Source organism: Pseudomonas sp. Y3 TE3536, from assembly GCF_053629175.1.
Window position 1 is genome coordinate 5,100,942 of the sequence record NZ_JBRJHU010000001.1, and the last position, 23,580, is coordinate 5,124,521.

Annotated in this window: 17 protein-coding genes and 1 pseudogene; 13 read left to right on the top strand and 5 right to left on the bottom strand. The window is 64.3% G+C overall.

The features are described 5' to 3' along the window. Positions 1-197: 197 nt before the first annotated feature. Positions 198-2,378, top strand: coding sequence for a PQQ-dependent dehydrogenase, methanol/ethanol family (locus AB7M33_RS22890; RefSeq protein ID WP_454243685.1), 2,181 nt, complete (start codon positions 198-200; stop codon positions 2,376-2,378). Between the two features lie 7 nt (positions 2,379-2,385). Next, entirely contained in the window at positions 2,386-3,819 is a 1,434-nt protein-coding gene (aldA, locus tag AB7M33_RS22895; RefSeq protein WP_454243686.1) for an aldehyde dehydrogenase, read from the top strand. 115 nt (positions 3,820-3,934) lie between these two features. Here the strand turns inward: aldA and AB7M33_RS22900 are convergent, their stop codons facing one another. The 3 genes from AB7M33_RS22900 to AB7M33_RS22910 form a co-directional block, all read right to left on the bottom strand. Next, positions 3,935-5,848 carry a sigma-54-dependent Fis family transcriptional regulator gene (locus AB7M33_RS22900; protein WP_454243687.1) on the bottom strand — a complete coding sequence of 638 codons (1,914 nt, stop codon included), beginning with the start codon at positions 5,846-5,848 and terminating at the stop codon, positions 3,935-3,937. A gap of 65 nt (positions 5,849-5,913) precedes the next feature. Further along, the gene (locus tag AB7M33_RS22905; RefSeq protein WP_454243688.1) at positions 5,914-7,434 is read right to left on the bottom strand and encodes an FAD-dependent oxidoreductase; all 1,521 of its coding nucleotides are present in this window, start codon (positions 7,432-7,434) and stop codon (positions 5,914-5,916) included. A gap of 190 nt (positions 7,435-7,624) precedes the next feature. Beyond that, positions 7,625-8,953, bottom strand: a complete 1,329-nt coding sequence (locus tag AB7M33_RS22910; protein ID WP_027595414.1) for an MFS transporter — start codon at positions 8,951-8,953, stop codon at positions 7,625-7,627. 162 nt (positions 8,954-9,115) lie between these two features. Between AB7M33_RS22910 and AB7M33_RS22915 the strand changes: the two genes are divergently transcribed. From AB7M33_RS22915 to asnB, 9 genes are all read left to right on the top strand, one after another. Next, positions 9,116-10,213, top strand: a complete 1,098-nt coding sequence (locus tag AB7M33_RS22915) for a sugar diacid recognition domain-containing protein (RefSeq protein WP_454243689.1) — start codon at positions 9,116-9,118, stop codon at positions 10,211-10,213. Between the two features lie 114 nt (positions 10,214-10,327). Further along, positions 10,328-11,461: a glycerate kinase gene (locus AB7M33_RS22920; protein ID WP_454243690.1), complete on the top strand. Its 1,134-nt coding sequence runs from the start codon at positions 10,328-10,330 to the stop codon at positions 11,459-11,461. 352 nt (positions 11,462-11,813) lie between these two features. Beyond that, on the top strand, positions 11,814-13,100 hold the full coding sequence (locus AB7M33_RS22925; RefSeq protein WP_454243691.1) for a phenylacetate--CoA ligase family protein: 1,287 nt from the start codon (positions 11,814-11,816) through the stop codon (positions 13,098-13,100). Next, positions 13,097-14,812, top strand: a complete 1,716-nt coding sequence (locus AB7M33_RS22930) for a prenyltransferase/squalene oxidase repeat-containing protein (RefSeq protein WP_454243692.1) — start codon at positions 13,097-13,099, stop codon at positions 14,810-14,812. The genes AB7M33_RS22925 and AB7M33_RS22930 overlap by 4 nt, the downstream gene beginning before the upstream one ends. Before the next feature lie 9 nt (positions 14,813-14,821). Continuing rightward, positions 14,822-15,229, top strand: coding sequence for a hypothetical protein (locus tag AB7M33_RS22935; RefSeq protein ID WP_454243693.1), 408 nt, complete (start codon positions 14,822-14,824; stop codon positions 15,227-15,229). After that, the gene (locus tag AB7M33_RS22940; RefSeq protein ID WP_099429397.1) at positions 15,226-15,510 is read left to right on the top strand and encodes an acyl carrier protein; all 285 of its coding nucleotides are present in this window, start codon (positions 15,226-15,228) and stop codon (positions 15,508-15,510) included. Before AB7M33_RS22935 ends, AB7M33_RS22940 begins: the two co-directional genes overlap by 4 nt. Further along, positions 15,507-16,502, top strand: coding sequence for an AMP-binding protein (locus AB7M33_RS22945; RefSeq protein WP_454243694.1), 996 nt, complete (start codon positions 15,507-15,509; stop codon positions 16,500-16,502). The genes AB7M33_RS22940 and AB7M33_RS22945 overlap by 4 nt, the downstream gene beginning before the upstream one ends. Further along, positions 16,489-17,874: an amidase gene (locus tag AB7M33_RS22950; RefSeq protein ID WP_454243695.1), complete on the top strand. Its 1,386-nt coding sequence runs from the start codon at positions 16,489-16,491 to the stop codon at positions 17,872-17,874. Before AB7M33_RS22945 ends, AB7M33_RS22950 begins: the two co-directional genes overlap by 14 nt. Before the next feature lie 10 nt (positions 17,875-17,884). Further along, positions 17,885-19,720: an asparagine synthase (glutamine-hydrolyzing) gene (asnB, locus tag AB7M33_RS22955; RefSeq protein WP_454243696.1), complete on the top strand. Its 1,836-nt coding sequence runs from the start codon at positions 17,885-17,887 to the stop codon at positions 19,718-19,720. A 2-nt stretch (positions 19,721-19,722) separates the two neighbouring features. Here the strand turns inward: asnB and AB7M33_RS22960 are convergent, their stop codons facing one another. Beyond that, the gene (locus AB7M33_RS22960) at positions 19,723-20,664 is read right to left on the bottom strand and encodes a LysR family transcriptional regulator (protein ID WP_027595404.1); all 942 of its coding nucleotides are present in this window, start codon (positions 20,662-20,664) and stop codon (positions 19,723-19,725) included. Positions 20,665-20,856: 192 nt separating this feature from the next. On the opposite strand from AB7M33_RS22960, the pseudogene AB7M33_RS22965 reads away from it, so the two are divergent. After that, positions 20,857-21,501: pseudogene (locus tag AB7M33_RS22965) on the top strand (SDR family NAD(P)-dependent oxidoreductase); the annotation flags it as partial. Positions 21,502-21,528: 27 nt separating this feature from the next. Further along, positions 21,529-22,581, top strand: coding sequence for an SMP-30/gluconolactonase/LRE family protein (locus AB7M33_RS22970; protein ID WP_371098215.1), 1,053 nt, complete (start codon positions 21,529-21,531; stop codon positions 22,579-22,581). On the opposite strand, the gene AB7M33_RS22975 is transcribed toward AB7M33_RS22970, so the two are convergent. After that, positions 22,571-23,551, bottom strand: coding sequence for a site-specific integrase (locus AB7M33_RS22975; protein ID WP_218186931.1), 981 nt, complete (start codon positions 23,549-23,551; stop codon positions 22,571-22,573). The genes AB7M33_RS22970 and AB7M33_RS22975 overlap by 11 nt on opposite strands. Positions 23,552-23,580: the final 29 nt, after the last annotated feature.

A 23,580-nucleotide genomic window follows, 5' to 3' on the forward strand; every position in this document is an offset into this window, starting at 1 on the left:
GACACACCTGTGTCATGCCTGCATCAGCTGTGCCATGGCTGCTGCATGTGCAGGCCTCAGCCATTGCCCGGCCGTTTGGCTAGCAACCGCTCTGTAATACCTGTTTCGAGGGTGCCGGGTGATGCTGGCACAGCCGTTGCTCTGTCTGTTATCGACGCCTGATGCGGTGTCGCCATAACAAGAACGGAGAACCGACCATGAACCGAACAGGCCCGTACCGCCGGCCCCTTCCGCACGCCTTGGGCTGCCTGGCCCTTGCCTTGGCGTGCTGCGCAACCGCTTTTGCTGCAGAAGTGGATGGCAAGCGGATCATCCAGGCCGACCAGGAACCTGGCAACTGGATGAGCCACGGCCGTACCTACGATGAACAACGCTTCAGCCCGCTCAAGGCCATCAACCAGGACAACGTCAATCAATTGGGCCTGGCTTGGAGCTATAAGCTCGACCTGGACCGGGGTGTAGAAGCCACGCCTATCGTGGTCGATGGGGTGATGTACACCACGGGGCCGTTTTCCGTGGTGTATGCCTTGGATGCCCGCAACGGCAAGCTGCTGTGGAAATACGACCCGCAGTCAGACCGCAATCGCGCCGGTGAGGCGTGCTGTGATGCGGTAAACCGCGGCGTGGCCGTGTGGCAGGGCAAGGTCTACGTCGGCGTGCTGGACGGGCGCCTGGAGGCGATCGATGCCAAGACAGGCCAGCGCGTGTGGTCGGTGGACACCCGCGACGACCATAAGCGCAGTTACACCATCACCGGTGCGCCGCGGGTGGTCAATGGCAAGGTCATCATTGGCAACGGTGGGGCGGAATTTGGTGTGCGTGGCTATGTGACGGCCTATGACGCCGAAACCGGCAAGCAGGCCTGGCGCTTCTTCACCGTGCCGGGTGACCCCAAGCTGCCGCCTGAAGACAAGGCCATGGAGATTGCCAGCAAGACCTGGCACGGCGATGCCTTCGTCGAGTGGGGCGGCGGCGGCACGGCCTGGGATTCATTCGCCTACGACCCTGAGCTGAACCTGTTGTACATCGGCGTTGGCAACGGCTCGATGTGGGACCCTAAATGGCGCAGCCAGGCCAAAGGCGACAACCTGTTCCTGTCGTCGATTGTCGCCGTCAATGCCGATACGGGCGAATACGCCTGGCACTACCAGACCACCCCCGGTGATGCCTGGGACTTCACCGCCACCCAGCACATGATCCTCGCCGAGCTGCCGATCAACGGCAAACAACGCAAGGTGCTGATGCAGGCGCCCAAGAATGGCTTCTTCTATGTGCTCGACCGGGCCACCGGCGAGTTGCTGTCCGCGAAGAATATCGTGCCGGTGAACTGGGCCAAGGGCATCGACATGAAAACCGGGCGGCCGATTCTCGACGATGAGGCAGCGGCCTACTGGAAGGACGGCAAGCGCAAGCTGGTGACCCCGGCATTCTGGGGTGCGCATGACTGGCACCCAATGTCGTACAACCCCAACACCGGCCTGGTGTATATCCCGGCGCATATCATGTCGGCCTATTACGAGCACATCCCCGAGGCGCCCAAGCGCAACCCGTTCAAAAGCGTGTACCAACTGGGCTTACGCACCGGCATGATGCCCGAGGGTGCCGATGGCCTGCTGGAGATGGCCAAGACCTGGTCCGGCAAGCTGATCGCCTGGGACCCGGTGAAACAGGCGCCGGCCTGGGAGGTGCCCTACATCACCATCTTCAACGGCGGCACCCTGAGCACCGCCGGCAACCTGGTGTTCGAGGGCAGCGCCGATGGCCGTGTGATCGCCTATGCCGCTGACACCGGCAAGAAGCTGTGGGAATCGCCCGCCGCCAGTGGCGTGATGGCAGCGCCGATCACCTATTCGGTCGATGGCGAGCAGTACGTCACCTTCATGGCCGGCTGGGGCGGGGCCTTCTCGACGTTTGCCGGGGCGTTGTCGTTGCGTGCCGGGGTACAGCCGTTCTCGCAAGTGCTGACCTACAAGATTGGCGGTACCGCCAAATTGCGTGAGCCAGCGCCGCCCGCCAATGCGCCCGAACCCCCACCCTTGACCGCCGACGCCAAGACTGTAGCCGCCGGTGCGGCCCTGTACGACGGCAACTGCTCACAGTGCCACGGCATCCATGCCGTCAGCGGCGGTGTACTGCCAGACCTGCGCAAACTCAGTGCTGATAAACACCAGATGTTCCTCGGCATCCTCTATGGCGGCCGCGTGCCGGATGGGATGCCGGCGTTTGCCGACAACCTCAAGCCCGAGCAAGTCGAGCAGGTGCACCAGTACCTCATCAAGCGTGCCCATGACCTGAAAAGCGAAGGCAACGCCTGGCAGCAATTCAGCGCCAAGCCGGCTGCCCAGCCGTCACTGGCCGACAACCCGTCACAGGAGTGAGATGACCATGACTGAAGCGATCTACCAGAACTACATCGACAACGCCTTCGTACCCAGCGAGGGGCTGATCGAGGTGTACAACCCGGCCAACGCGCAGTTACTGGGGCGTGTGCCGGAGTCGCCGGTCGAACAGGTGGAGCGGGCCATTGCTGCGGCACGCAACGCGCAAAAAGGCTGGGCAGCGAAACCTGCCATCGAACGCGCCGGCTACCTGCGCCAGATCGCCGCCAAGGTGCGTGCCAATGCCGACCGCTTAGCGCGCATCATCACCCAGGAAGGCGGCAAGGTGCCGGGGCTGGCGCAGGTCGAGGTGAACTTCACCGCCGACTACCTCGACTACATGGCGGAATGGGCGCGGCGCCTTGAAGGCGAGGTGCTGACCAGCGACCGCGCCAACGAGCACATTTTCCTGATGCGCAAGCCGCTGGGTGTGGTAGCTGGGATACTGCCCTGGAACTTCCCGTTCTTCCTCATCGCCCGCAAGATGGCGCCGGCGCTGCTCACGGGCAATACCATCGTGATCAAGCCCAGTGAAGAAACGCCCATCAATTGCTATGAATTCGCCAAGCTGGTGGCCGAGACCGACCTGCCAGCGGGGGTGTTCAACGTGGTCGGTGGCAAGGGGGCCAGCGTCGGCCATGGGCTGTCGAGCCATGCTGGTATCGACCTGGTCAGCTTTACTGGCAGCGTCGCTACGGGGGCACGGATCATGGCGGCGGCAGCGCCGAACATCACCAAGCTCAACCTTGAACTGGGCGGCAAGGCTCCGGCGATCGTGCTGGCGGACGCTGACCTGGACTTGGCGACGAAAGCCATAGTTGCCTCGCGGGTGATCAATACTGGCCAAGTGTGCAACTGCGCCGAGCGGGTGTATGTGGCGCGCAAGGTAGCCGACGCCTTCGTCGACAAGGTGGCCCAGGCCATGGCCGCGACCCGTTACGGCGACCCGTCGCGCCAGGCCGACCTGGACATGGGGCCACTGATCAACCAGGCCGGGCTCGACAAGGTAGCGCAGATGGTGCGCACGGCGGTCGGGCAGGGCGCCCAGTTGGTGACCGGCGGGCAGGTAGCGGACCTGGGGGCCGGGTTCCATTACCAGCCGACCGTGCTCGCGGGCTGCGCCGCCGACATGGAGATCATGCGCAAGGAAATTTTTGGGCCGGTGCTGCCGATCCAGGTGGTCGATGACCTGGACGAGGCGATTGCCTTGGCCAATGACAGCGAGTACGGGCTGACGTCTTCGCTGTACACCCGCGACCTGAACGCGGCATTGAAGGCTAGCCGCGAGATCGATTTTGGCGAGACCTACATCAACCGCGAGAACTTCGAGGCCATGCAGGGCTTCCATGCCGGGGCGCGCAAGTCCGGGATCGGCGGGGCGGATGGCAAGCACGGGTTGTATGAGTACACGCGTACGCAGGTGGTGTACATCCAGGGATAAGGGTTGGCTTTACTGGCCTCTTCGCGGGCAAGCCCGCTCCTACAGGTACACCACAGTTTTCAAGCCTGTGGACTTTCCTGTGGGAGTGGGCTTGCCCGCGAAGAGGCCGGTACAGTCACCCCAACTGGTTCGGCTGAACGATCCCGTACCGCTTCATTTTCCGATACAACGTCGACCGCGAAATCCCCGCAGCCTCTGCCGCCAGGCTCATGTTCCAGCGCTCTCGCTTCAAAACCTCCAGCAAGTGCCGCGCCTCGGCATCTTCGACCTGCTGTTCCAGCACTTTTGGCCTGGCAGGCACTGCACGGTTCAGTAGCTCCTCCGGCAAATCTGCCAGCTCAATGACCCCACCTTCCGCCAGCGCTACCGCCTGGCGCAACGTATTGAGCAACTGCCGCACGTTCCCCGGCCAGGCATACCCCAGCAAGCAACGCCGGGCCTCATCGCTCAAACGCAAACCAGCCCCTCCCGGCAACCCCGCCAACAACCGCTCGATCAATTCACGTCGGTCACTGCGCTCACGCAATGCCGGCAACGTCATACGCATGCCGCATAGCCGGTAGTAAAGGTCTTCGCGAAAGCCTTTATCGCCGATCATGGCTTGCAGGTCCTGGTGCGTCGCCGAAATCACCTGAATATCCAGCGTCACCGGCGCATCTGCGCCCAGTGGTACCAGTTCGCGTTCGGCAAGCACCCGCAGCAGGCGCGTTTGCAGGTGCGTTGGCATGTCGCCGATCTCATCCAGGAACAACGTGCCGCCATTGGCCTGCTCCAGTTTGCCTTTCATGCCCTTGCGATTGGCACCTGTAAAGCTGCCAGCGCGGTAGCCGAACAGTTCGCTTTCGATCAGCGACTCGGGTATCGCTGCACAGTTGAGCGCGACGAAGGGTTTGGCGTGGCGCTGGCTAGCCTGGTGCAAGGCACGGGCGAAGGCCTCCTTGCCAGTACCGGTTTCGCCGTTCAGCAAAATGGCGATGTCCTTGTCGAGCACCTTGCGCAGGCGTTTCACCCCCTGTTGCAACTGTGCATCCTCGCCGGCCAATTGCTCAAGCGTGGGGTAAGCCGCACGTGCGGGCAGGGGCCGCGGCGGCGTGGATTGGCGGTAACCGGCCGGTATGCGCAGGCCGACGTCCAGCAGATGCGCTTGCACATGCCCGTGCAATTGAGTGCCACGGGCTCCGCCGCGCGTAAGGTCGAGCAACTGGTCAATGTTGGCGGGCAGCAGTTGCTCGATCGCCACGCCCAACAGCGTGCCGGCATGCGCCAGGAAGGCCGCCCTATTGGCGCCGATCACCCGACCGCCTTCGTCCAGGGCCAGCAGTTGCTCGGCGGCAAGGTCGGAGAAATCATCACGCGGCTTGATGGCCAAGGTCAGGCAGTCGCGGTAGCGCTGGCGGAAATGGCTGTTCTCGATCAGCCGGGCGTACAGCGTCACCAACTGCAAGGTCAGGTGCTGGGCCTGCTTGGGGCCGTCGTTATAGAGGCAGGTCGCGTTGAGGCAGCCGAGCAGTTGGTTGTGGGCATCGAAGATCGGCGCGACCGAGCAACTGAGCCGGGCGTTGGTTGCCAGGAAGTGTTCCTGACGGTGGATGGTCAGCGCTTGCTGCGAGGCCAGTGCAGTGCCGATGCCGTTGGTACCGGCGATCGACTCGTCCCAGCGCGCGCCGACGATCAACCCGGAGCGGGTGTAACGCTGGTGGTCGGCTGGCAGGCGGGCATCAAGGGTGATGCCGTCGGCGTCGCTGAGCAGCACGGCGAAACCGGCATCCACCACACGCCTTGCCAGGCCACTGACGCCTTGGCTGGCGATGCTCAGGTAGGCCTCGTGTTGGGCCTGGTGCTGGCGGATTTCGGCAGCGCTGAGGATGTTGTCGACGTGGCGCAGCTCGGGGTCCAGGCGGTGCTGGGTGATGCTGCGGTACCAGGATTCGGCAATCACCGGTTCTGGCGTCAGGCCGCGCTCGGCGAAGTGGCAGTCGACGAAGGCGGCCAGTTCACTGGCGCGGGGTGAAGGGGTGTGCGCGGCCATGGGCGCTCCACGAAATGCTTGTTATTAGAGGTGGGGAAACCATAGCTGATTTTTTCCCGAAAAAGTCAGCCAATCAGCTTCAGCGCCTCGTCCAGCCGCAACGGCCGCTTCATCCGCTGCGACAGGTGCGCCATGGCATCCGAGTAGCCCTTGGCGATGACGGCCTCGACCTGCTCATCCACGCATTGCAGCGCGACGAAGTCGCCTTGCTCTGGCTGGCCGACATACTCGATGCGGTTCCAGTCCCGTGCATGCCCCAGGACTTCATAGGTGCGCCCATGCTGGTAGGTCCAGAAGAACGGCACATCTTCGTAGCGGCGCTGCTCGCCGAGCATGTTGGCCGCAGCGATCACGCCGTGTTGCTGGGCCAGGCGCCAGTGTTCGATGCGCACGGGCCGGCCAGCCAGGGGGAAGGTGGCGATATCGCCGGCGGCCCACAGCCCGGGTGCCGCACGCATTTCGGCATTGACCGGCAGCGATTTATCGTCGGCCAGCGCCACCCCTTGCACATAGGCCGTGGCAGGTTTGACCCCGGTGCCCAGCAATACCAATGGCGTCTGCAGCCGTTCACCGTTGGCCAGCAACACGGCCTCCACCTTACCCTGGCCTTCGAAACGTTCGACTTCGGTGGGGCCGTGAAAGACCACGCCTTTGCGTTCGTGCAGTTCGCGAATGCTGCGCCCGATACGTTCACCCAATTGTTTGGCCAACGGCACCTCATGGCGGGTGACCAGGTGCACCTGCAGGCCGTACTTGCGCAGTGCAGCGGCGGCCTCCAGGCCGATGAAACCGTCGCCGACGATCACCACCGGCTGCCCGGGTTCTGCGGCGTCGAGCAACAGCGCGGCGTCCTCACGTGAGCGCAGGGTGAATACACCCGGCAGGTCTGCCCCGGGGAGCGGTGGGCGTTGCGCTTTACCGCCTGTTGCCAGTAGGCAAGCGTCATAGTCGATGTGCTGGCCGTCGGCAAGGATGATCTGGCGTTTCTCGCTGTTGAGTGTGCGGACCTTGCCGTGCTGACGGATCAGGTGGCCTTTGCGCAAGTCATCCGCTTCGAGCAGGGCAGGGACTTCATCAGGTGGCATTTGCCCAGCAATGACGAATTTACTGAGCGCGGTCCGGTCGTAGGCTGGCTGGTGTTCTTGGTCGAGCCAGACCAGACGACCGGCGAAACCGTGCTGCAGCAAGGTAGCGACGGCGGCACTGCCGGCGGCGCCGGCACCGACTACCACGAAACAACGGGCATCGCTGTGCCGCGGGGGCTCGGCCTTGGCCAGGGGTTGGTCATCCACCCACACCTCATCACCTTTGACCCACGCACGGTAGCGGCGCAGGTCGGCCAGTGCCGGCGGTTCGCACACCGCACCTTCGTCCACGGCAAACGCCGCCTTGTGCCATGGGCAGACCAGCAGCCCCGAGCAGATCACGCCCTCTTCGAGCGGGGCGCCAGCGTGCGGGCAGTTGGCCTGGTAAGCATGCACCAGGTCGCCCTGGCGGATCAGGATGAGTTCTTCACTGCCGGCCTGCACACGCAGGGGGCGGTTGGGATCGAGCTGATCGAGGCGGGCCACGGCGTGCTGGGTCATGGGGGTTCTCCAAAGGGGCCTTTGGAACCATTTGACGCCTGTGGTGATGAGTTGCTGACCCGAGCCGACGATCGGGGGCATTGCCCTGTAGGAGCAGCCTTGTGCTGCGAAGAGGCCGGTGACAGCAGCGAAGATTCGCTATGTTTTCACCGGCCTCTTCGCAGCACAAGGCTGCTCCTACACAGGCGTCCTAGTTGGCCTTGGCTGTGGCCAACGCCCCTGCGCGCGTTACCCGCAGCGCCACCAGGCTACCGACCACGATCAATGCCGCCAACGAATACAGCGCAGCATCGGTCGAGCCGGTCTGGTCCTTGATGAAACCCACAAGGTACGGGCTGAGGAAGCCGGCCATCTGGCCCACAGAGTTGATCAGCGCAAGGCCGGCCACGGCCGCACCTGCGCTGAGCAGGGCGGTAGGCATTGGCCAGAACATCGGCAGGCCGGTGAGGGCGCCCATGGTGGCGATCGACAGGCCAAGGATGGCGATGGTCGGGTTGCCGGCGAAGTTGACCGCAATCAACAGGCCAATGGCGCCCATCAACATCGGCACCACCAAGTGCCAGCGACGTTCGTTGCGCCGGTCTGCCGAACGCCCGCAGACGATCATGAACACACCCGCCAGCAGATACGGAATGGCGCTCAGCCAGCCAATCAGCAAAGGGTTGTCGAAGCCCATGTTCTTGATGATCGACGGCAGCCAGAAGTTGATCGCGTACACACCGCTCTGGATGCAGAAGTAGACGAAGCCGAACGTCCAGATCAACGGGTTGGTCAACACCGCGAGCACGCCGTCACCGGTGGTGGCGGGTTTACTCGCGGCATCGGCCTTCAGGTCGGCTTCGATCAATTGGCGTTCGGCCGGGCTCAGCCAGGCGGCTTTCTGGTAGCCGTCGCTGAGCAGTCGGATTGCCAGGCAACCCAGCACGACGGTGGGCAGGCCCTGAATCAGGAACAGCCATTGCCAGCCGGCAAGGCCATGCTGGCCGGCGGCGAAATGTTCGAGGATCCAGCCGGAAAACGGCCCGCCCAACAGCCCCGACACCGGGATCGCCGACATGAACAAGGCCATGATGCCGCCGCGACGGGCAGCCGGGAACCAGCGCGAGAGGTACAGCACCACGCCAGGGAAGAAGCCGGCTTCAGCCGCGCCGGTCAGCAGGCGCAGGGTGTAGAACTCGGTGGGGGTGGTGACGAACAGCAGGCAGGTCGAGAGGCTGCCCCAGGCGATCATCATCAGCGCGATCCAGCGCCGTGGGCCGAAGCGGTTGAGCGCCAGGTTGCTCGGCAGGCCGCAGAGGACGTAGCCGATGAAGAAGATACCGGCGCCAAGGCCGTATACCGTTTCGCTGAATTTAAGCGCGTCGAGCATCTGCAGCTTGGCAAAGCCGACGTTGACGCGGTCCAGGTAGTTGAACAGGTAGCAGATGAAAATGAACGGAATCAGCCGCAAGGTGATGCGCCGGTACAGCGCATTGCGGGTGGTGTCCGTGCCTTGGTCAGGGGCGGGGCTGTGTGCCATGATCGGGTTCTCTGTTGTTATGGTTGTCACCGCGTCGCCTGTTCCGGCGCTCGCCCTGACGAGTCTCGGGGACAGCGGCGTGCCTGTCTTTGTGCTTTTGCACAGCGATTGACCAGGGGCGCTGTGCCCGGGACCAAAGCCTACCACCCTAAGGACCCTTGAATGTTCGAACTCGACCATGACCTGGCGCAGGATATCGTTGATCGGGCGATGGCCATTTTGCCGTGCAACGTCAATGTCATGGACAGCCAGGGGTTGATCCTGGGCAGTGGCGAGCCGGAGCGCATCAACACCCGCCACGAAGGCGCGCAACTGGTGCTGGCCAACGGCCGGATTGTCGAGCTCGACGTGGACGCGGCCAAGTGCCTCAAAGGCGTGCAGCCTGGGGTGAACCTGCCATTGATGCTCGATGGCCGGCTGATGGGGGTGTTGGGCCTGACCGGCGACCCGCAGCAGCTGCGCACCTATGGCGAACTGGTGCGCATGACTGCTGAAATGCTCCTGGCCCAGCGCCACCTGCAGGTTGAACAGCAATGGCGGCGGCAACGCTGCGACGACCTGCTGGCCTTGCTGTTAGGCGGCAGCGGCGATTCGCCTCGGCTGCTCGATGAAGCCCGTCAGCTCGGCCTGAAGCCGCAACTGCCAAGGGTACCTTGCCTGTTCGAGCTGGAATCAGGGCCGCCTGCCGAAGCCCTGTCGTCCTGGCTGATGAGCCGTTACCCGGACAGCTGGTGCGTCAGTCCCGCACGGCAATCGCTGCTGTGGTGTCGCCCGGCGGGTCTGGTGCTGGACGAAGCGCGGTTGCTGGAGCGCCTCGAGCGTCACGGCTGGCAGGTTGAGCGCTTGGCCCTGGGGTGCGTGGCGCAAAGCCTGGAACAACTGCGCCGTGGTTATCGCCGGGTGCGCGACCTGCTGGCTTATGGGCAAGAGGTGCTGCCGGCCGAGCGCCTGCTCAGCCTTGAGCGGTACCGGCTACCGGCCTTGCTGTGGCGGCATCGCAATGACGATGCGCTGGATGAGCTGCTGCAACCGCTGCAACGCATCCGCGCCAAGGACGCCAGTGGTCAGCTGATTACGACCTTGCGCGCCTGGTGTGCCCATGATGGCCAGAGCCAGGCCTGTGCCGACGCCTTGGGCATTCACCGCAACAGCCTGCGCTACCGGCTGGAGCGGATCGCCGAACTGGGCGAGGTCGACCCCTTGCGGATGGAGGGTATGCTCAGCCTGTACCTGGGGTTGCAGTTGTTGCGAGCTGAGTGAAGCGCTGGCCGAAGGCATTTGCCCAAACAACGCCTCCGCCGTCTTGTGCATTTGACCGAGGCCACCTTGCCAGGCAACTGTCAGCATGCCGCTCATCTGGACAGGAGAATCCCCATGAAGATCGTCATCGCCCCCGACTCGTTCAAGGACAGCCTCGACGCTGCCGGTGTCGCCCGCGCTATTGCCACCGGCCTGGCCGAGGTGTGGCCTGATGCCGAGCTCGTCGAATGCCCCATGGCCGACGGCGGTGAAGGCACCATGGACGCCATCTTGGCCGCCAGCCAGGGCGAATTACGCCGCCTGGCTGTGCGTGGGCCGTTGGGGCACAGCGTCGAGGCCGGCTGGGGTTGGCTGCCGCAGAGCCGCACGGCGATCATCGAAATGGCCCAGGCCAGCGGCCTGCAATTGGTGCCCACCCAGCAGCGTGATGCCTGCCGCAGCAGCACCTGGGGCACGGGCGAACTGATCGCCGCCGCCTTGGCTGCGGGTGCCCGCCGCATTGTCTTGGCCATTGGCGGCAGCGCGACCAATGACGGCGGCAGTGGCATGCTGCGCGCCCTGGGGCTGCGGCTGCTGGATGCCGAGGGGCAAGCACTGGACGAAGGGGGGCTGGCCCTGGCAAAGCTGGCACGTATCGATGCCAGCGACCTCGACCCTCGGCTGGCCGAGGTCCAGGTCGAGGTTGCTGCCGACGTCGACAACCCACTGTGCGGTGCCAATGGCGCTTCGGCGATCTTCGGCCCGCAGAAGGGGGCAAACCCGCAGCAAGTACAAGCACTGGACCAGGCACTGGGGCACTTTGCTGATCACTGCGCGCAACTGCTGGGTGAGGACGTGCGTGACTTCCCGGGCTGCGGCGCTGCAGGCGGCATGGGCTTTGCGGCCAAGGCGTTCATGGGCGCGCAGTTCCGCCCTGGCGTCGAGGTGGTGGCAGAGCTGGCCGGCCTGGACGCGCTGGTACAAGGCGCCGACCTGGTGCTGACCGGCGAGGGGCGTTTCGATGCCCAGACTCTGCGTGGCAAGACGCCAATGGGCGTGGCCCGGGTCGCCAAGCGCCATGGTGTACCGGTGGTGGTGCTGGCGGGCACGCTGGGGGAGGGGTATCAACAGTTGTATGGCCACGGCATCGACGCGGCCTTTGCGTTGGCCAGCGGGCCGATGAGCCTGGAGCAGGCGTGCGCCAACGCCCGCGAGCTGCTGCAGGCGCGCGCCGGTGATATCGCCCGGCTGTGGCGCTGCGCGGTGTAAGCGCGGTCAGAGATTTCCGTGTAAGTGCAACTAGCGTGGGGGCTGCTTTGCAGCCCTTTCGCGCCCTAAGGCCGCGCCTACACGTCCATGCCGAAGTTATGAGACTTGGCAAATATGGAAATTATCTTTGTTTGATATCTCGCCATAAACAAAGGCCGAATCGCTGATTTTGATCAGAAAAGCGCTACATACAACACACGCAAAAGGCTCTATTTCGGCCCAGTAATACCGTCCGACTCTCACCGCTACTTACTATTAAGTATTTTACTTAACCCCCGTCGCTCGCCAATTCTCTGCACTGTTTATTCGAGAGGGCGAGTCGATGTTAGTTCATGGCGATAAGGATTTCGGCGTGTTGAAGGATGCCGAGGGCGAACTTCAACAGCAGGTCGGGCGCGTGCCCGATGCCGCATTTTATGAACGCAAGTTGCAAGCAGTCTGGACGCGTGCGCAACACAGTACCCATTACGCAGGGATTGGCCCCTACAGCTTCACAGCGTTCCAGCAATTGCCGCTGACCGCCAAGGCCGCGCTGAAAAGCCAACCCTTGGCGTTTTGCACCGTAGCCCTTGGCGATGCGGCCAAGTACTACGCCACCACCGGCACCACCGGCGAGCCAACCCCAACCCCGCGCCTGAAACACGACATCATTTGGAATGCCGTCAGCGTCGCCAGCCACTGGCGAGCGGTGCTGCAGCCCGGGGCGCGGGTGGCCAACCTGATGCCATCGGACATCGTGCCGGTCGGCGACCTGATCGCTAACGTCTGCGAATACCTCGACGTGTCGCATGTACGGCTCTATCCCTTTACCACCGGCATCACCGACTGGGAACGGGTGTGCACGACCTTCGACACCTACCGGCCCACGGTGCTGTTCATCGCCCCCGGCGTACTGGTGCAACTGACCCGCTACCTCAAGCAGCGGGAGCTGCTCGACACGTTTGCCCAGTCGGTGCGCACGATCATGCTGCTGGGCGAGGTCAACACCCAGCCGTTTCGTGACCGTTTGGCCCGCGGGTGGCACTGCGAGGTACACGACGCCAGTTATGGCAGTACCGAGACCGGCACGCTGGCAGCCGTAGGCGGGGACCTGCAGATGCGCCTGGCCACGGCCACCAATTATTTCGAGCTGCTGTTGCCGGACGGCAGGCTGGTAACGCCCGCCGAAGGCCTGACAGGCCGCCTCGTCGTCACCCCGCTGAACCTGTACGCGCGCCCGTTACTGCGGCTGGACACTGGCGACAGCGTCACCCTTACCGCGCCGTGGCAAGCCGGGCGGAGCAGCCCCAGCCTGTTGGTCAATGGCCGCGACAGCGACAGCATCGCGGTGGCCGGGGTGGACCTTGAGATTCGCGCCGTCGAAGAGGTGGTCTACGGCGCCTGCGACGCCACCGGCTATGTGATCGAAATCGACCGCCAGAACGACAGCGCCGCGTTGATCCTTGAGCGTGACGTGCATTGGGACAACGCCCAGGAAGGCCCATTGCAAGCGCAGCTGCTGGCACGTTCCGAGCAACTGATGGGGCTGCGCTGGAGCCGTGTGTTGTTCGTCAACAACTTGTCGGCCATCAACAAGAGCGGTGGCTCGCAAAAAAGCTGGAAGAAGACCAACCTGCGCTTCGTGGGGGGCAAGCAATGACCACGTCACCCCTTGCCCAAGGGCACGGCCTGGGCAACGGCCAGCCTGACTTGTGGTGCACGTACGCCGCGATCCGCAGCCTGGCCTGGGTCGAGCGCCTCGACAGCGTCGATACGCCGGCCCTGCACAGCTATATCCAGTCCCGGCGTAACCGCGACGGGGGGTTCGCCTGGAGCAAGGGCATGCCATCCGACGCCTGGGCGACTTTTTATTGCACCGAAACCCTCAAGGACCTGGGTATCGCCATCGACCATGGCGCCCAAACCGCCGATTGGCTGCAAACGCTGTTCGACGGTGATGCCTACGCCATGTGCCCCGGGCAGACGGCGGATGTCTGGGCCACCCACTATGCCGTGCGCACGTTAATCGAGGTGTGCCAGGGGCAAGTGGCCGATGCCCCGGCGTTGTACGCCTGGCTGGAAGGGCTGCAGTGCAGCAATGGCGGCCTCAGTTGGTCGGCGGACTTTGCCCGGCGCAATTTGGCTGACACCCGAGCCTGCTTCTACGGCGTGATGGCCGCGCGAGCCCTGGCCCATCAAGGGCTGCCAGCACCGCGGTGGGACCTGCCGCGGTTGATTGCCTGGTTGCAGGCGCAGCAGGTGGAAAGCGGCGGCTTTCGCTTCAGCGAGGCTGCCGAGCAGCCGTGCCTGTGGGCGACCTACCGCGCCACGGCGAGCCTTGCGGCATTGCATGCGCAGCCCTTGGCGCGCCACGCGTGTATCGCCTGGATCGACGCACTGCGTCGGCCCAGTGGCGCTTTCGTGCGTTGGCAGGGCTATGACGGCGAGGACGTCTGGGCCGCTTTTTGCGCGGTGGGCTCGCTCAAGGCGTTGGGAGAGCCGGTGGCCCACCTGGCAGATGACATTGCACGGTTCATCGCGACCTTGGCGCTGCCTCAGGGTGGCTACACCTATCGGCAAGTCGACAGCGCGGCGGATGTGCTGAGCACAGCGGCTGCCGTGCTTGGCGATCAGCTGAGCGCTGCGCAGCGGGCGGCAGCGCTGCACTGGATCGAAGGCTGCCAGATGCCTAACGAGCCTGGGCTCATGTACATGCCAGGGCGGGGCGCCGAAGTCCGCTGCACCAATTGGGGCCTGGCGGCGGGCGCCTTCGCCGGCCAGCCAGCGGCGCGCAAGGCGGTCGGGCACTGGCTGGCCTCGTTGCAGAACCCCGATGGTGGCTTCGGGTTCTGGGAGGGACGCGGGTCGGACCTGGTGTCCACGGCGTCTGCGGTGGCGATCCTCCAGCAACTGGGCAACAACGCTGGGGTCGACCTTGTGGCGCTGGAGGCCTTTGTGGCCAGTTGCGCTCAACAAGGTGGGCACGCCGCCTACCCACGAGGGCAGGCGTCCTTGCGTGCCAGCCTGCAAGCCTTGATCTGCCTGCACCATGTGGGCTGGGATGTGCGCGAGCAGGCAAACGAACTGCTGGTTGCACACAAGGTGCGCCAGGGCGGCTTCGCCAACCTCGGGCAGCGCATCCCTGATTTGCTCAGCACCTACCAAGCCGTGGCATTTGGCGCCGCGCAGGGGTTGCCGGTCGACCGCGCGCACCTGCAGTTCTTTCTCGACAAAGTGCGCAGCGGCCAAGGCCATGCCTGGTCGCCGCTGTACCTGGAGGGCCACGACGCACTGTCCGATTGCCTCGGCCGCTTGTTGCAGGGGTTTGCCGAAGGCAAGCGTCAGCACCTGCCCAACCTGCAACTGTCGTGAGGAGCAGGCATGCCAACCATTACTGTTACCTGCGCACCACTGCAGCCCCTCGAGCGCAAGCGCCTGGCCCTGGCGTTCACCCGTCTGCTGAAAGCGCAGGGCGCCGATACCGCGCATTGCATGGTGTTTTTCAACCCGCTGGAACCGGGGTGTGTGTTCAGCGCCGGCATGCCATTGCCGACCGCGGATGGCAACGGTGTGGCGTTGCAGTTCTACCTGCGCATCACCCTGTCGGTGGCGCGCGACGGGCTGGCCCATGCGGCCTTGGCCGAAGGCCTGCACCGTTGCCTGGTGAGTCACTACCCGAACGCTTTCATCTATTTGCAGTTTGATCCGATCCTGCCAGAACACGTGTTCTACAGCGCGGGAACGGCATTGATCAATGCCCACCATCAACAAGGAAAACCAGGCGCGTGAGCAACCTTTCTATTGAGCAGCAGATTCGTCAGGCACTGGCGCAACTACTCGGCGACGAGGTCAACGCCATCGATAAGCGCGACAGCTTCCGCGATTTTCTAGGCGAACGCTTCGACAGCCTGATGGCCGTCGAAGTCATCACCGCCATTGAAGGCTGTTTCGCCATCGAAGTGGATTACCTGAGTGACGACGTTCGCTACTGGTTTGAAACACTGGAAAAGATGGAGCAGTTCGTCGCCCAGAAACGCGAAGACCAATTGACCCTGCAGGCCACCCCGTGAGCGGCGATCATCTGTTCACCACGTCGGGCTCCACCGGCGCGCCACGCCACTGGCTACGCAGCCACGCGCAAATGGTCGACGAGGCCGCGCTGATTCTCGGCCGCTGGGCGGCTGACGCGACCGAGGTCCTGTCGTTCGCGCCGAGCTGCCACAGCTACGGGATGATCCTGGGCGAGGTCGGTGCGCAATGGCTGAGCGCGCGGTTGCAGGCCTGCTCGTTGGAACAGCAGCAGTTACCGCAACTCGATGGCGACGGGCCCTGTGTGATCCTCGCCATTGCCAGTACCTGGCGGCTCTTGCCTGCACTGCTGGCGCGCCTGTCAGCACGGCGTTCGGTACTGGTGGTGCACAGCGCATCGCTGTTGCCACCGGACGCGTTGGCCACCGTGCACCGCTTTGCAGGGCCGCAGGTGCGCTTCATCGAGCTGCTGGGTGCCACCGAAACCGGCGCCATGGCCTATCGCGCGCTGGATGCGCAAAGTACCGCAGAGCAACCGTGGACGCTGCTGAGCGATGTCGAGTTGCTGAGCCCGATCGGCGCTGCCGGCCCGCTAGACGTCAGCAGCCCACGTATCGCGCGGGAGCAGGGCGCTGCAACCCCGGCACACCATCACCGTTGCGATGACCTGGTGCTGCCATTGGACGCGCGACGCTTTCAATGGCTGGGCCGGGCCAGCAGCCTGATCAAGGTCAACGGGGTTCGGCTCGACCTGGCGCGCCTGGCCTGCGAGCTCGGCCAACGCCTGCAGTGCCCGAACCTGACCTGCGTGCCGGTGCGCGATGGGTTGCGCGCCGAAGCGTTCGAAGTGCTGTTCAGTTCGCCAACGTTGACCGAGCAGGCCGTGCGCGAAGCGCTCACGCACTGGCCTGCGCACCAACCGCGACCGGTCGCCGTGCGCCGGGTCGCACACCTGCCGCTGTCTACCACCGGCAAGCCCCAACCGTGGGCCGCCTCATTAACTGTCAAGGAATACACCCATGAGCCACGCTGATACCCAGGGCACCATCGCCCATTACCTGAACCACTGCGGTGCGCCGCTGACCAGTGGCCGCGAACAGCCCGAATACCTCGGCCTAAGCCTGCGCAAGCGCCTCGAACTGCTGGAACGCAGCCCTGCACTGGCGGCTGATTGGGCTGCACAGTATGAGGCCTGGCGCGATCACGCCGACAGCCACTATCGCTGCCTGACCAGCACCCGCCCAGTTGAGGCGCCGTGGGTCCGGCTGGGGGTGAAGGACACCGTGGACGTCGCCGGCCTACCGACCCGCCTGGGGCTGCGCAGCTACCGTCACTACCCGCAACGCAGCGCCGAGGCGCTGAGCCACCTCGACCCGCGTATCGCGCTGACCAGCAAGGTGGCGACCACCGAGCTGAACATCGCGTTCGGCGCAGGCTGCCGCAACCCGCATTTCCCGACCATCGACCCGTCGGGTTCCAGCACCGGGTCTGCGGTTTCCGTGGCTGCAGGCCTGTGCGACATCTCGTTGGGTACCGATGTGCTGGGCTCGGTGCGTTGGCCGGCGTCCCACTGTGGCATGGTCGGCTTGCGCATGACCCACAAGGCCGCCAGCCTGGCCGGAGTATTCCCGCTGTCGCCACGCATGGACGCCTTGGGTTGGGTGACCCGCAGCGCCGACGACCTTGCCCTGCTGCTGCCGATGCTGGGCTTGGGGCCGTTGCTGGGCGATCAGCAACCGCTCAAGCAGCAGTACCGTGTCGGCGTGCTTGAACACGCGCTCGACCCTGCGCTGACCAGCGCACCAATGCTCGACATGTTGAGCCAGGCCCGTATTGCACTGGCCGACCTGGGCATGGCCCCGCGTGAAGTGGCCATGCCCGACCTGTGGGCCTGCCGTGGCGATGCCTGGCAGCTGTGCGCGCGCGACGCTTGGCTGGCATCTGCGGCCTGGGCGCGACGCTTCGACTGCGAACTGCATTGGTCAACGCTTAGCGCGCTCAAGGTAGGTGAAGGGGTAAGCGACAGCGACTACTCGCGCATTCATGCCCGCATGGACGCCGTGCGGGCGGGTATCGATGCCTGGTTCGAGGCCGCCCAGGTGGATGTCGTTATTTTCCCGATGGACCCGAACCGGCCCTTCGACCGGCGCAGCCCACAACCAGGTGATTCGACCATTCCGTCACCGGACGATCACGACTACGCCCAGAAAATCGGTTTCACCCCTCTGGCCAGCTTCAGCGGCCTGCCGGCCATTACCGTGCCGATCGCCCTCAGCGCTGACGGCAAGGCGCCCCTGGCGATACAGATCATGGGCCGACGCGACAGCGAGCTGCAGTTGCTGGACATCGCCAAACGTGTGCAGGCGCTGATCGGCCTGCTGCCTACCCGTCGTCTTCAGGTGTAAGGGGCGAACCATGTGCGGAATTACAGGCTGGGTGGACTACACCCGCGACCTCGCGCAACAGCGCCAGGTGCTCGGCGCCATGACCGATACCCTGGCCTTGCGCGGGCCGGATGCCAGCGGCAGCTGGCAGCACCGCAACGCCTTGCTGGGGCATCGGCGCCTGGCCATCATCGACCTGAGCGGTGGCGTGCAGCCCATGACCTACCGCTTCGCCACGGGTGAAGACGTCGCGCTGGTGTACACCGGCGAGGTCTATAACCACCATGCCCTGCGTGAACGGTTGCGCCAGGCTGGGCATGTGTTTAAAACACGCAGCGACACCGAGGTGGTACTGCACGCCTACCTGGAGTGGGGCGAGCAGTGCTGCGACCACCTCAACGGCATGTTCGCCTTCGCCGTGTTCGATGGGCGCGATGGCCACTTTCTGCTGGTGCGTGATCGCTTGGGGGTCAAGCCGCTGTACTACGCCCGTCACCAGCAGGGGCTGCTGTTCGGCTCCGAGATCAAGGCGATTCTTGCCCACCCCGAGGTTGCCAGCACCCTGGACGCGGTAGGCCTGGTGGATGCCTTGAGCCTGTCCCGGGGCACCACCCGCACTGCCTTTCGCGGGGTCAGCGAATTGCCGCCGGGGCATCGGTTGTCCTGGCGGCCCCAGGGGCAGGTAAAGATCAGCCGCTACTGGCAGTTGCAACGCCGCGAGCATCAGGACGACCTGGCGACCACGGTCGAACGCACCCGCGAGCTGCTCGACAATGCCATGGGGGAGCAGTTGCATGCCGATGTGCCGGTTTGCTCGCTGCTGTCCGGTGGCCTGGACTCGACCCTGCTGACCGCCATGGCGCAACAGCGGTTAGCGGCCGAGCAGGGCGGGGCGGTGAATTCGTTCTCGGTGGATTTCGTCGGCCAGGCCGAGCAGTTTCAGGGTGATGCGTTTCGCCCCGAACGTGACCAGCCTTATGCCCTGGCGGCGGCCCAGTACATCGGCAGCCGGCACCAGACCATCCTCATCGACAACCGGGAGTTGGTGTCGGACCCGGCCCGCCTGGCGGTGTACCGCGCCAACGACAGCGCGGCCACCTTCGGCGACGTGGACACCTCGCTGTACCTGTTGTTCAAGGCGATCCGCGCGCATTCCACGGTGGCCATCTCCGGTGAGGCGGCAGATGAAGTGTTTGGCGGCTACGCCTGGTTCCGCGACCCGCAGGCCGTGGCCGCAGCGCGCTTCCCTTGGCTGTCGCGCATGCAACTGCTGCAGCCCGAGCTGATCAACCCTGAGTTCAACCGGGCCTGCGATTTTGCCCAGTATCAGGACAGCTGTTATCACCAGGCCCTGGACAGCGTCGAGCATCTGCCAGGGGACAGCCCGCAGGAACGGCGCATGCGCGAAATCTGCCACATGCACCTGCAGCGCTGGCTGCCGATTCTGCTCGATCGCAAGGACCGCCTGAGCATGGCCGCGAGCCTCGAGGTGCGGGTGCCGTTCACTGATCATTCACTGGTGGAGTACGTGTACAACGTGCCGTGGTCGATCAAGGGCAAGGATGGCGAGGAAAAATGGTTGCTCAAGCAGGCCGGCGCCGACCGGGTACCGCCTGCGGTGTTGCAACGGCGCAAAAGCCCGTACCCGACCTCGGCGAACCTGGCCTATGAGCGCTTTCTGCGCGAGCGCATTCGGCAGTTGCTGAAGGCGCCAGTCCGGCCCGTGTTCCAGGTCATCGACCACGGTCGGCTGGCCGCCGAGTTGCGCCAGCCCGAGGGCTATTTCAACTCGCAACTGCGGCGTAACAACCTGGAGACGGCCCTGGCGCTGGACACTTGGCTACGTGAGTACCGGTTGACGGTGTAGGGCTACAGGATCAGAGGGTTCTGCAGGGTGTCGCTGAAGCGCTTCGGCGCGCCCTGGTCGAGCATGGCGATGAAACTGCCCAGGGCCGGCGAAGCGTTCTGGATGTTCCAGTTCATGTACAGGCCCATGGTTGGGGTGGGCTGGTCCTTGATCGGGCGGATCGGGCGGAATTGCACGCGCTCACGCAGCGTCGAGTAAGCGATCGATTCCGGCACCAGGGCCACGCCGAAGCCACAGGCGACCAGGCCGATCAGGGTGTGGATCTGCGCCGCCTCCTGCACCACCTTGGGGTAGAAACCGGCCGACTCGCACAGGGCGATCAACTGGCTGTGGTAGCCACTGCCCAGGGCTTGCGGGGTGAAGACGAAGTCCTCTTCGGCAAAATCGCGCAGGTCGACCAGCGGCTGATGTGCCCTGGCGTGGTTGGCGGGCAGGGCCATGATGATCTGCTCGTTGAGCAACAGCCGCGACTCGATGGTATCGGGCGGCATCGGCAGCTTGCGCATGAAACCGATGTCGGCTTCGCCGGCCATCAAGGCCTTGGCCTGCGAGGCTGAGGGCATCTCGCGGATGGTCAGGCGTACATTGGGGTAGACCTCGCGGAACCTGCGCAAGGTCGTGAGCAGCGACTCGTAATACGCAATGGAGATGGCCGTGATGGTCAGCTTGCCGCAGATGCCTTCCGAGACATTGCGCGCGTATTCGATGCCTTGCTCCAGCTCTTTGAGCGTGCGGTAGGCGGTTTCCAGAAAGGCCATGCCAGCGGCAGTCAGTTTGACCCCGCGCTTGTTGCGCAGAAACAGGCTGAAGCCGAGCTTTTCTTCAAGGCGGTTGATCGCTTGGCTCAGGGGCGGCTGCGCCATGTGCAGGCGGATGGCGGCCTTGTGGAAGTGCAGTTCTTCGGCTACGGCGATGAACTGCCTGAGCAAACGTGTCTCGATCATTCTATGTTCCTTCATCGACTTGCCGGGGTGCCTGGCAGGCGCCACCCCTGCAAGGCGGCCATCATAGTGCGTGGCCACCGAGTGACAAAGCCTCGGTGATATCCCTGAGATATCAAAGTTGCATGCTTTTAATATTAAGTCATTGATTTTTTTATTGTTATCGTAAAAAAGGAGAATCGAAGGTGCCCTGCAATGCCAATCACAGACCCATTCAAGAACAAAGTCGCGATCATCACCGGTGCTGCCCAAGGGCTGGGCCTGGCTTACGCCATGGCACTGGCCGAGCGAGGCGCCCGCGTGGTCATCAGCGACCTGGGGACTGACCGGGCAGGCCAGGGCGAGGACCCGTCGGCACTGGCCCAGGCACTCGCGGCCCTGCAGGCCAAGGGCTACAACGCGATCGCCCATGCCGGGCAATTGGAAGACGAACGCGCCTGCCAACAATTGATCGAGCTGGCCATCGAGCAGTTTGGCGCACTGGATATCCTCATTCACAATGCAGGCTGGGTTGATTACCAGGGCATCGAAGCGCAGGAAGAAGCCTTTCTTCAGCGCGCGCTGGGCATCAGCGTGCACGCCCCGGTGTGGCTGGCCAAGCATGCCTGGAAGTACCTCAAGCATTCCGCCGCCCCGCGCGTGGTGCTGACCACCTCGGACCGCGCCATGTACCAGCGCTATTCGCAGCCGGGGCTGGTCGCCTACTCAGCCGGCAAGATGGCCCAGGTCGGCATCATGAACGCCTTGAGCATGGAAGGGATGGAGCACGGCATCCTGGTCAATGCCATCTCGCCCGTGGCCAAGACCCGCATGTGGGGCGTGACCCAGGCACCGGAAGAGCTCAAGCCCGAATGGGTCACCCCAGGGTTGTTGTACCTGGCCAGCTCGCTGTGCCGCGACACGGGCTACATCCTGCGTGCCAGCAACGGGCAGTTCACCGCCACCCGTTTCACCGAGAACAGCGGCGTCAGCTACCCACGCGACCTGGCGCGGGTACAGGCGGGCAACTTCAAGGAAGTGGCCGAACGCTGGAGCCGCATCAAGGAATGCCACTACGTACCGGTCAAGGTCGCCAACACCCGCGCCGACCTGGGCGAGAGCCCGGTTTGGGACGCGCGCAGCGGCGCGCTGTACTTCGTCGATATCACCGATGGGCGCATCAATCGGCTGAACCCGGACGGCGAGGTCGAAAGCCTGTATGAGTCGGCCGCACGCATTGGCGCCCTGGCCCTGACCGACCAGGGCAACCTGATCTTCACCGAGGATTCCAGTGTCGCCATTCTGGACGTGAACGCGCGCAAGGTGCGGCAATACTCCGTGCCGGTTCACCCGCGTTCCACCTACCGTTTCAACGATGGTGCCTGCGACCCCCAGGGCCGTTTCGTCAGCGGCCTGATGGACGAAGCCCCAAGTGGCAAGACCGGCGCCTTGTTCCGTTTCGACGCGGAACTGAGCGACCAGGTGATCCACGATGGCATGGCGCTGCCTAACGGGCTGGCCTGGTCGGAAGACGGGAAAAGCGTTTTCTTCGTCGACTCGGTCGCCCGTGCCATCTACCGCGCCGAGTACCTGCCCGAAGGCCGCTTGACCGAGGTTACGCTGTTTGCCGAAACGCCTGCTGAGCTGGGGCGCCCGGACGGCATTGCGCTAGACCGCGAAGGCGGGCTGTGGGTGTGCCAGTTCAATGGCAGTTGCCTGCTGCGTTACGACCGTCACGGCCACCTGACCGACCAGGTGGTGATGCCGGTGACGCGCCCGACCAGTTGCTGCTTTGGCGGTGAAGGGATGACCACCTTGTATATCACCACCGCGCGGTTCGGCATGAACGCTGTAGAGCTGCGGCACTACCCGGATGCCGGCGACCTCTATGCGATCCGCCCGGAAATCGGCGGCATTGCGCGCCACGCCTTCAAGGAATGAGGTTGTGCACCTGGCTGGCCGGTAACACGGCCAGCTCACCAAAGCGTTGCGCCGAGTCGATGTAGCGCAGTGCTGACTTGGCGTCCTTCCAACCCACGTAGCTCATCAACGACTTCAGTTCCCAACCATTGGCCGTGGCCCACGTGGCGAAACCACGGCGCAGCGAGTGGCCGGTGTACAACGCCGCCGGTACCCCGGCACGCTCCAGCATGCGCCGGAGCAGCCCAACCAGGCTGTTGCTGTTGAGCGCCGCGTCGCTGAGGTTGCCCCAGCGGTCGAGCTTGCGAAACACCGGGCCATGGGCGATGCCGGCCACTTCGATCCACTGCAGGTACGCGCTGACCGGGCACAACGCCTTGAGTGCTGGCGTGCGGTGCTGCACGCCAAGCGCTTCGCGGTCACCCTTGCTGCGAGGCAGGAACAAGGTGATGCCGACACCGGCTTCAGCCTGGATGTGCTCGACGCGCAGGCGCGCCAGCTCGTCCCCCCGAAACCCTCGCCAAAACCCCAGCAACAGCAGCGCCGTGTCGCGACGCGCTCGGCGCAGGGTGGTCAAGTCGTGGCATTCGCGTGCCTGGCGGGCTTCGTCCTCGAAGCATTGCACGGCGGTTTGCAGGTGTTGCAGCAACAGCGGTGCAGCCTGTTTTGGCGGTGTCGGGTGCAGGGTGCGAATACCGCGCAGTACCTGGCGCACCAGCGGCGCCTTGGTCGGGTCGGGGAAGCCCTGGCTGATGTGCCATTGGCTGAGGGCCGCGAGGCGTTGACGTAGGGTGCTCACCGCGTGCTGCTCGGCGTGGTCGGCCAGGTAACGGGCCACGCCCTCGGCGGTGGCCGGCAGGAAGCCACCCCACTGGGTCTCGAAATGGTCGATGGCAGCCTGGTAGCTGCGCCGCGTGTTGTCACGGGTGGCGGCGCGGACGTAGCGCTCGATGTCGGTCATGGTGCAGTAGCCGGTATTCAGTGGTGACACGATAAACCGAATCGGCTTGCCTGTCCTAG

Excerpts from the sequence above, each read along its gene's own strand:
- AB7M33_RS22905 (WP_454243688.1), bottom strand. The coding sequence starts at position 7,434 with ATGACCCAGCACGCCGTGGCCCGCCTCGATCAGCTCGATCCCAACCGC.
- AB7M33_RS22910 (WP_027595414.1), bottom strand. The coding sequence starts at position 8,953 with ATGGCACACAGCCCCGCCCCTGACCAAGGCACGGACACCACCCGCAAT.
- AB7M33_RS22935 (WP_454243693.1), top strand. The coding sequence starts at position 14,822 with ATGCCAACCATTACTGTTACCTGCGCACCACTGCAGCCCCTCGAGCGC.
- AB7M33_RS22890 (WP_454243685.1), top strand. The coding sequence starts at position 198 with ATGAACCGAACAGGCCCGTACCGCCGGCCCCTTCCGCACGCCTTGGGC.
- AB7M33_RS22900 (WP_454243687.1), bottom strand. The coding sequence starts at position 5,848 with ATGGCCGCGCACACCCCTTCACCCCGCGCCAGTGAACTGGCCGCCTTC.
- AB7M33_RS22920 (WP_454243690.1), top strand. The coding sequence starts at position 10,328 with ATGAAGATCGTCATCGCCCCCGACTCGTTCAAGGACAGCCTCGACGCT.
- AB7M33_RS22960 (WP_027595404.1), bottom strand. The coding sequence starts at position 20,664 with ATGATCGAGACACGTTTGCTCAGGCAGTTCATCGCCGTAGCCGAAGAA.
- AB7M33_RS22915 (WP_454243689.1), top strand. The coding sequence starts at position 9,116 with ATGTTCGAACTCGACCATGACCTGGCGCAGGATATCGTTGATCGGGCG.
- aldA (WP_454243686.1), top strand. The coding sequence starts at position 2,386 with ATGACTGAAGCGATCTACCAGAACTACATCGACAACGCCTTCGTACCC.
- AB7M33_RS22950 (WP_454243695.1), top strand. The coding sequence starts at position 16,489 with ATGAGCCACGCTGATACCCAGGGCACCATCGCCCATTACCTGAACCAC.
- AB7M33_RS22930 (WP_454243692.1), top strand. The coding sequence starts at position 13,097 with ATGACCACGTCACCCCTTGCCCAAGGGCACGGCCTGGGCAACGGCCAG.
- asnB (WP_454243696.1), top strand. The coding sequence starts at position 17,885 with ATGTGCGGAATTACAGGCTGGGTGGACTACACCCGCGACCTCGCGCAA.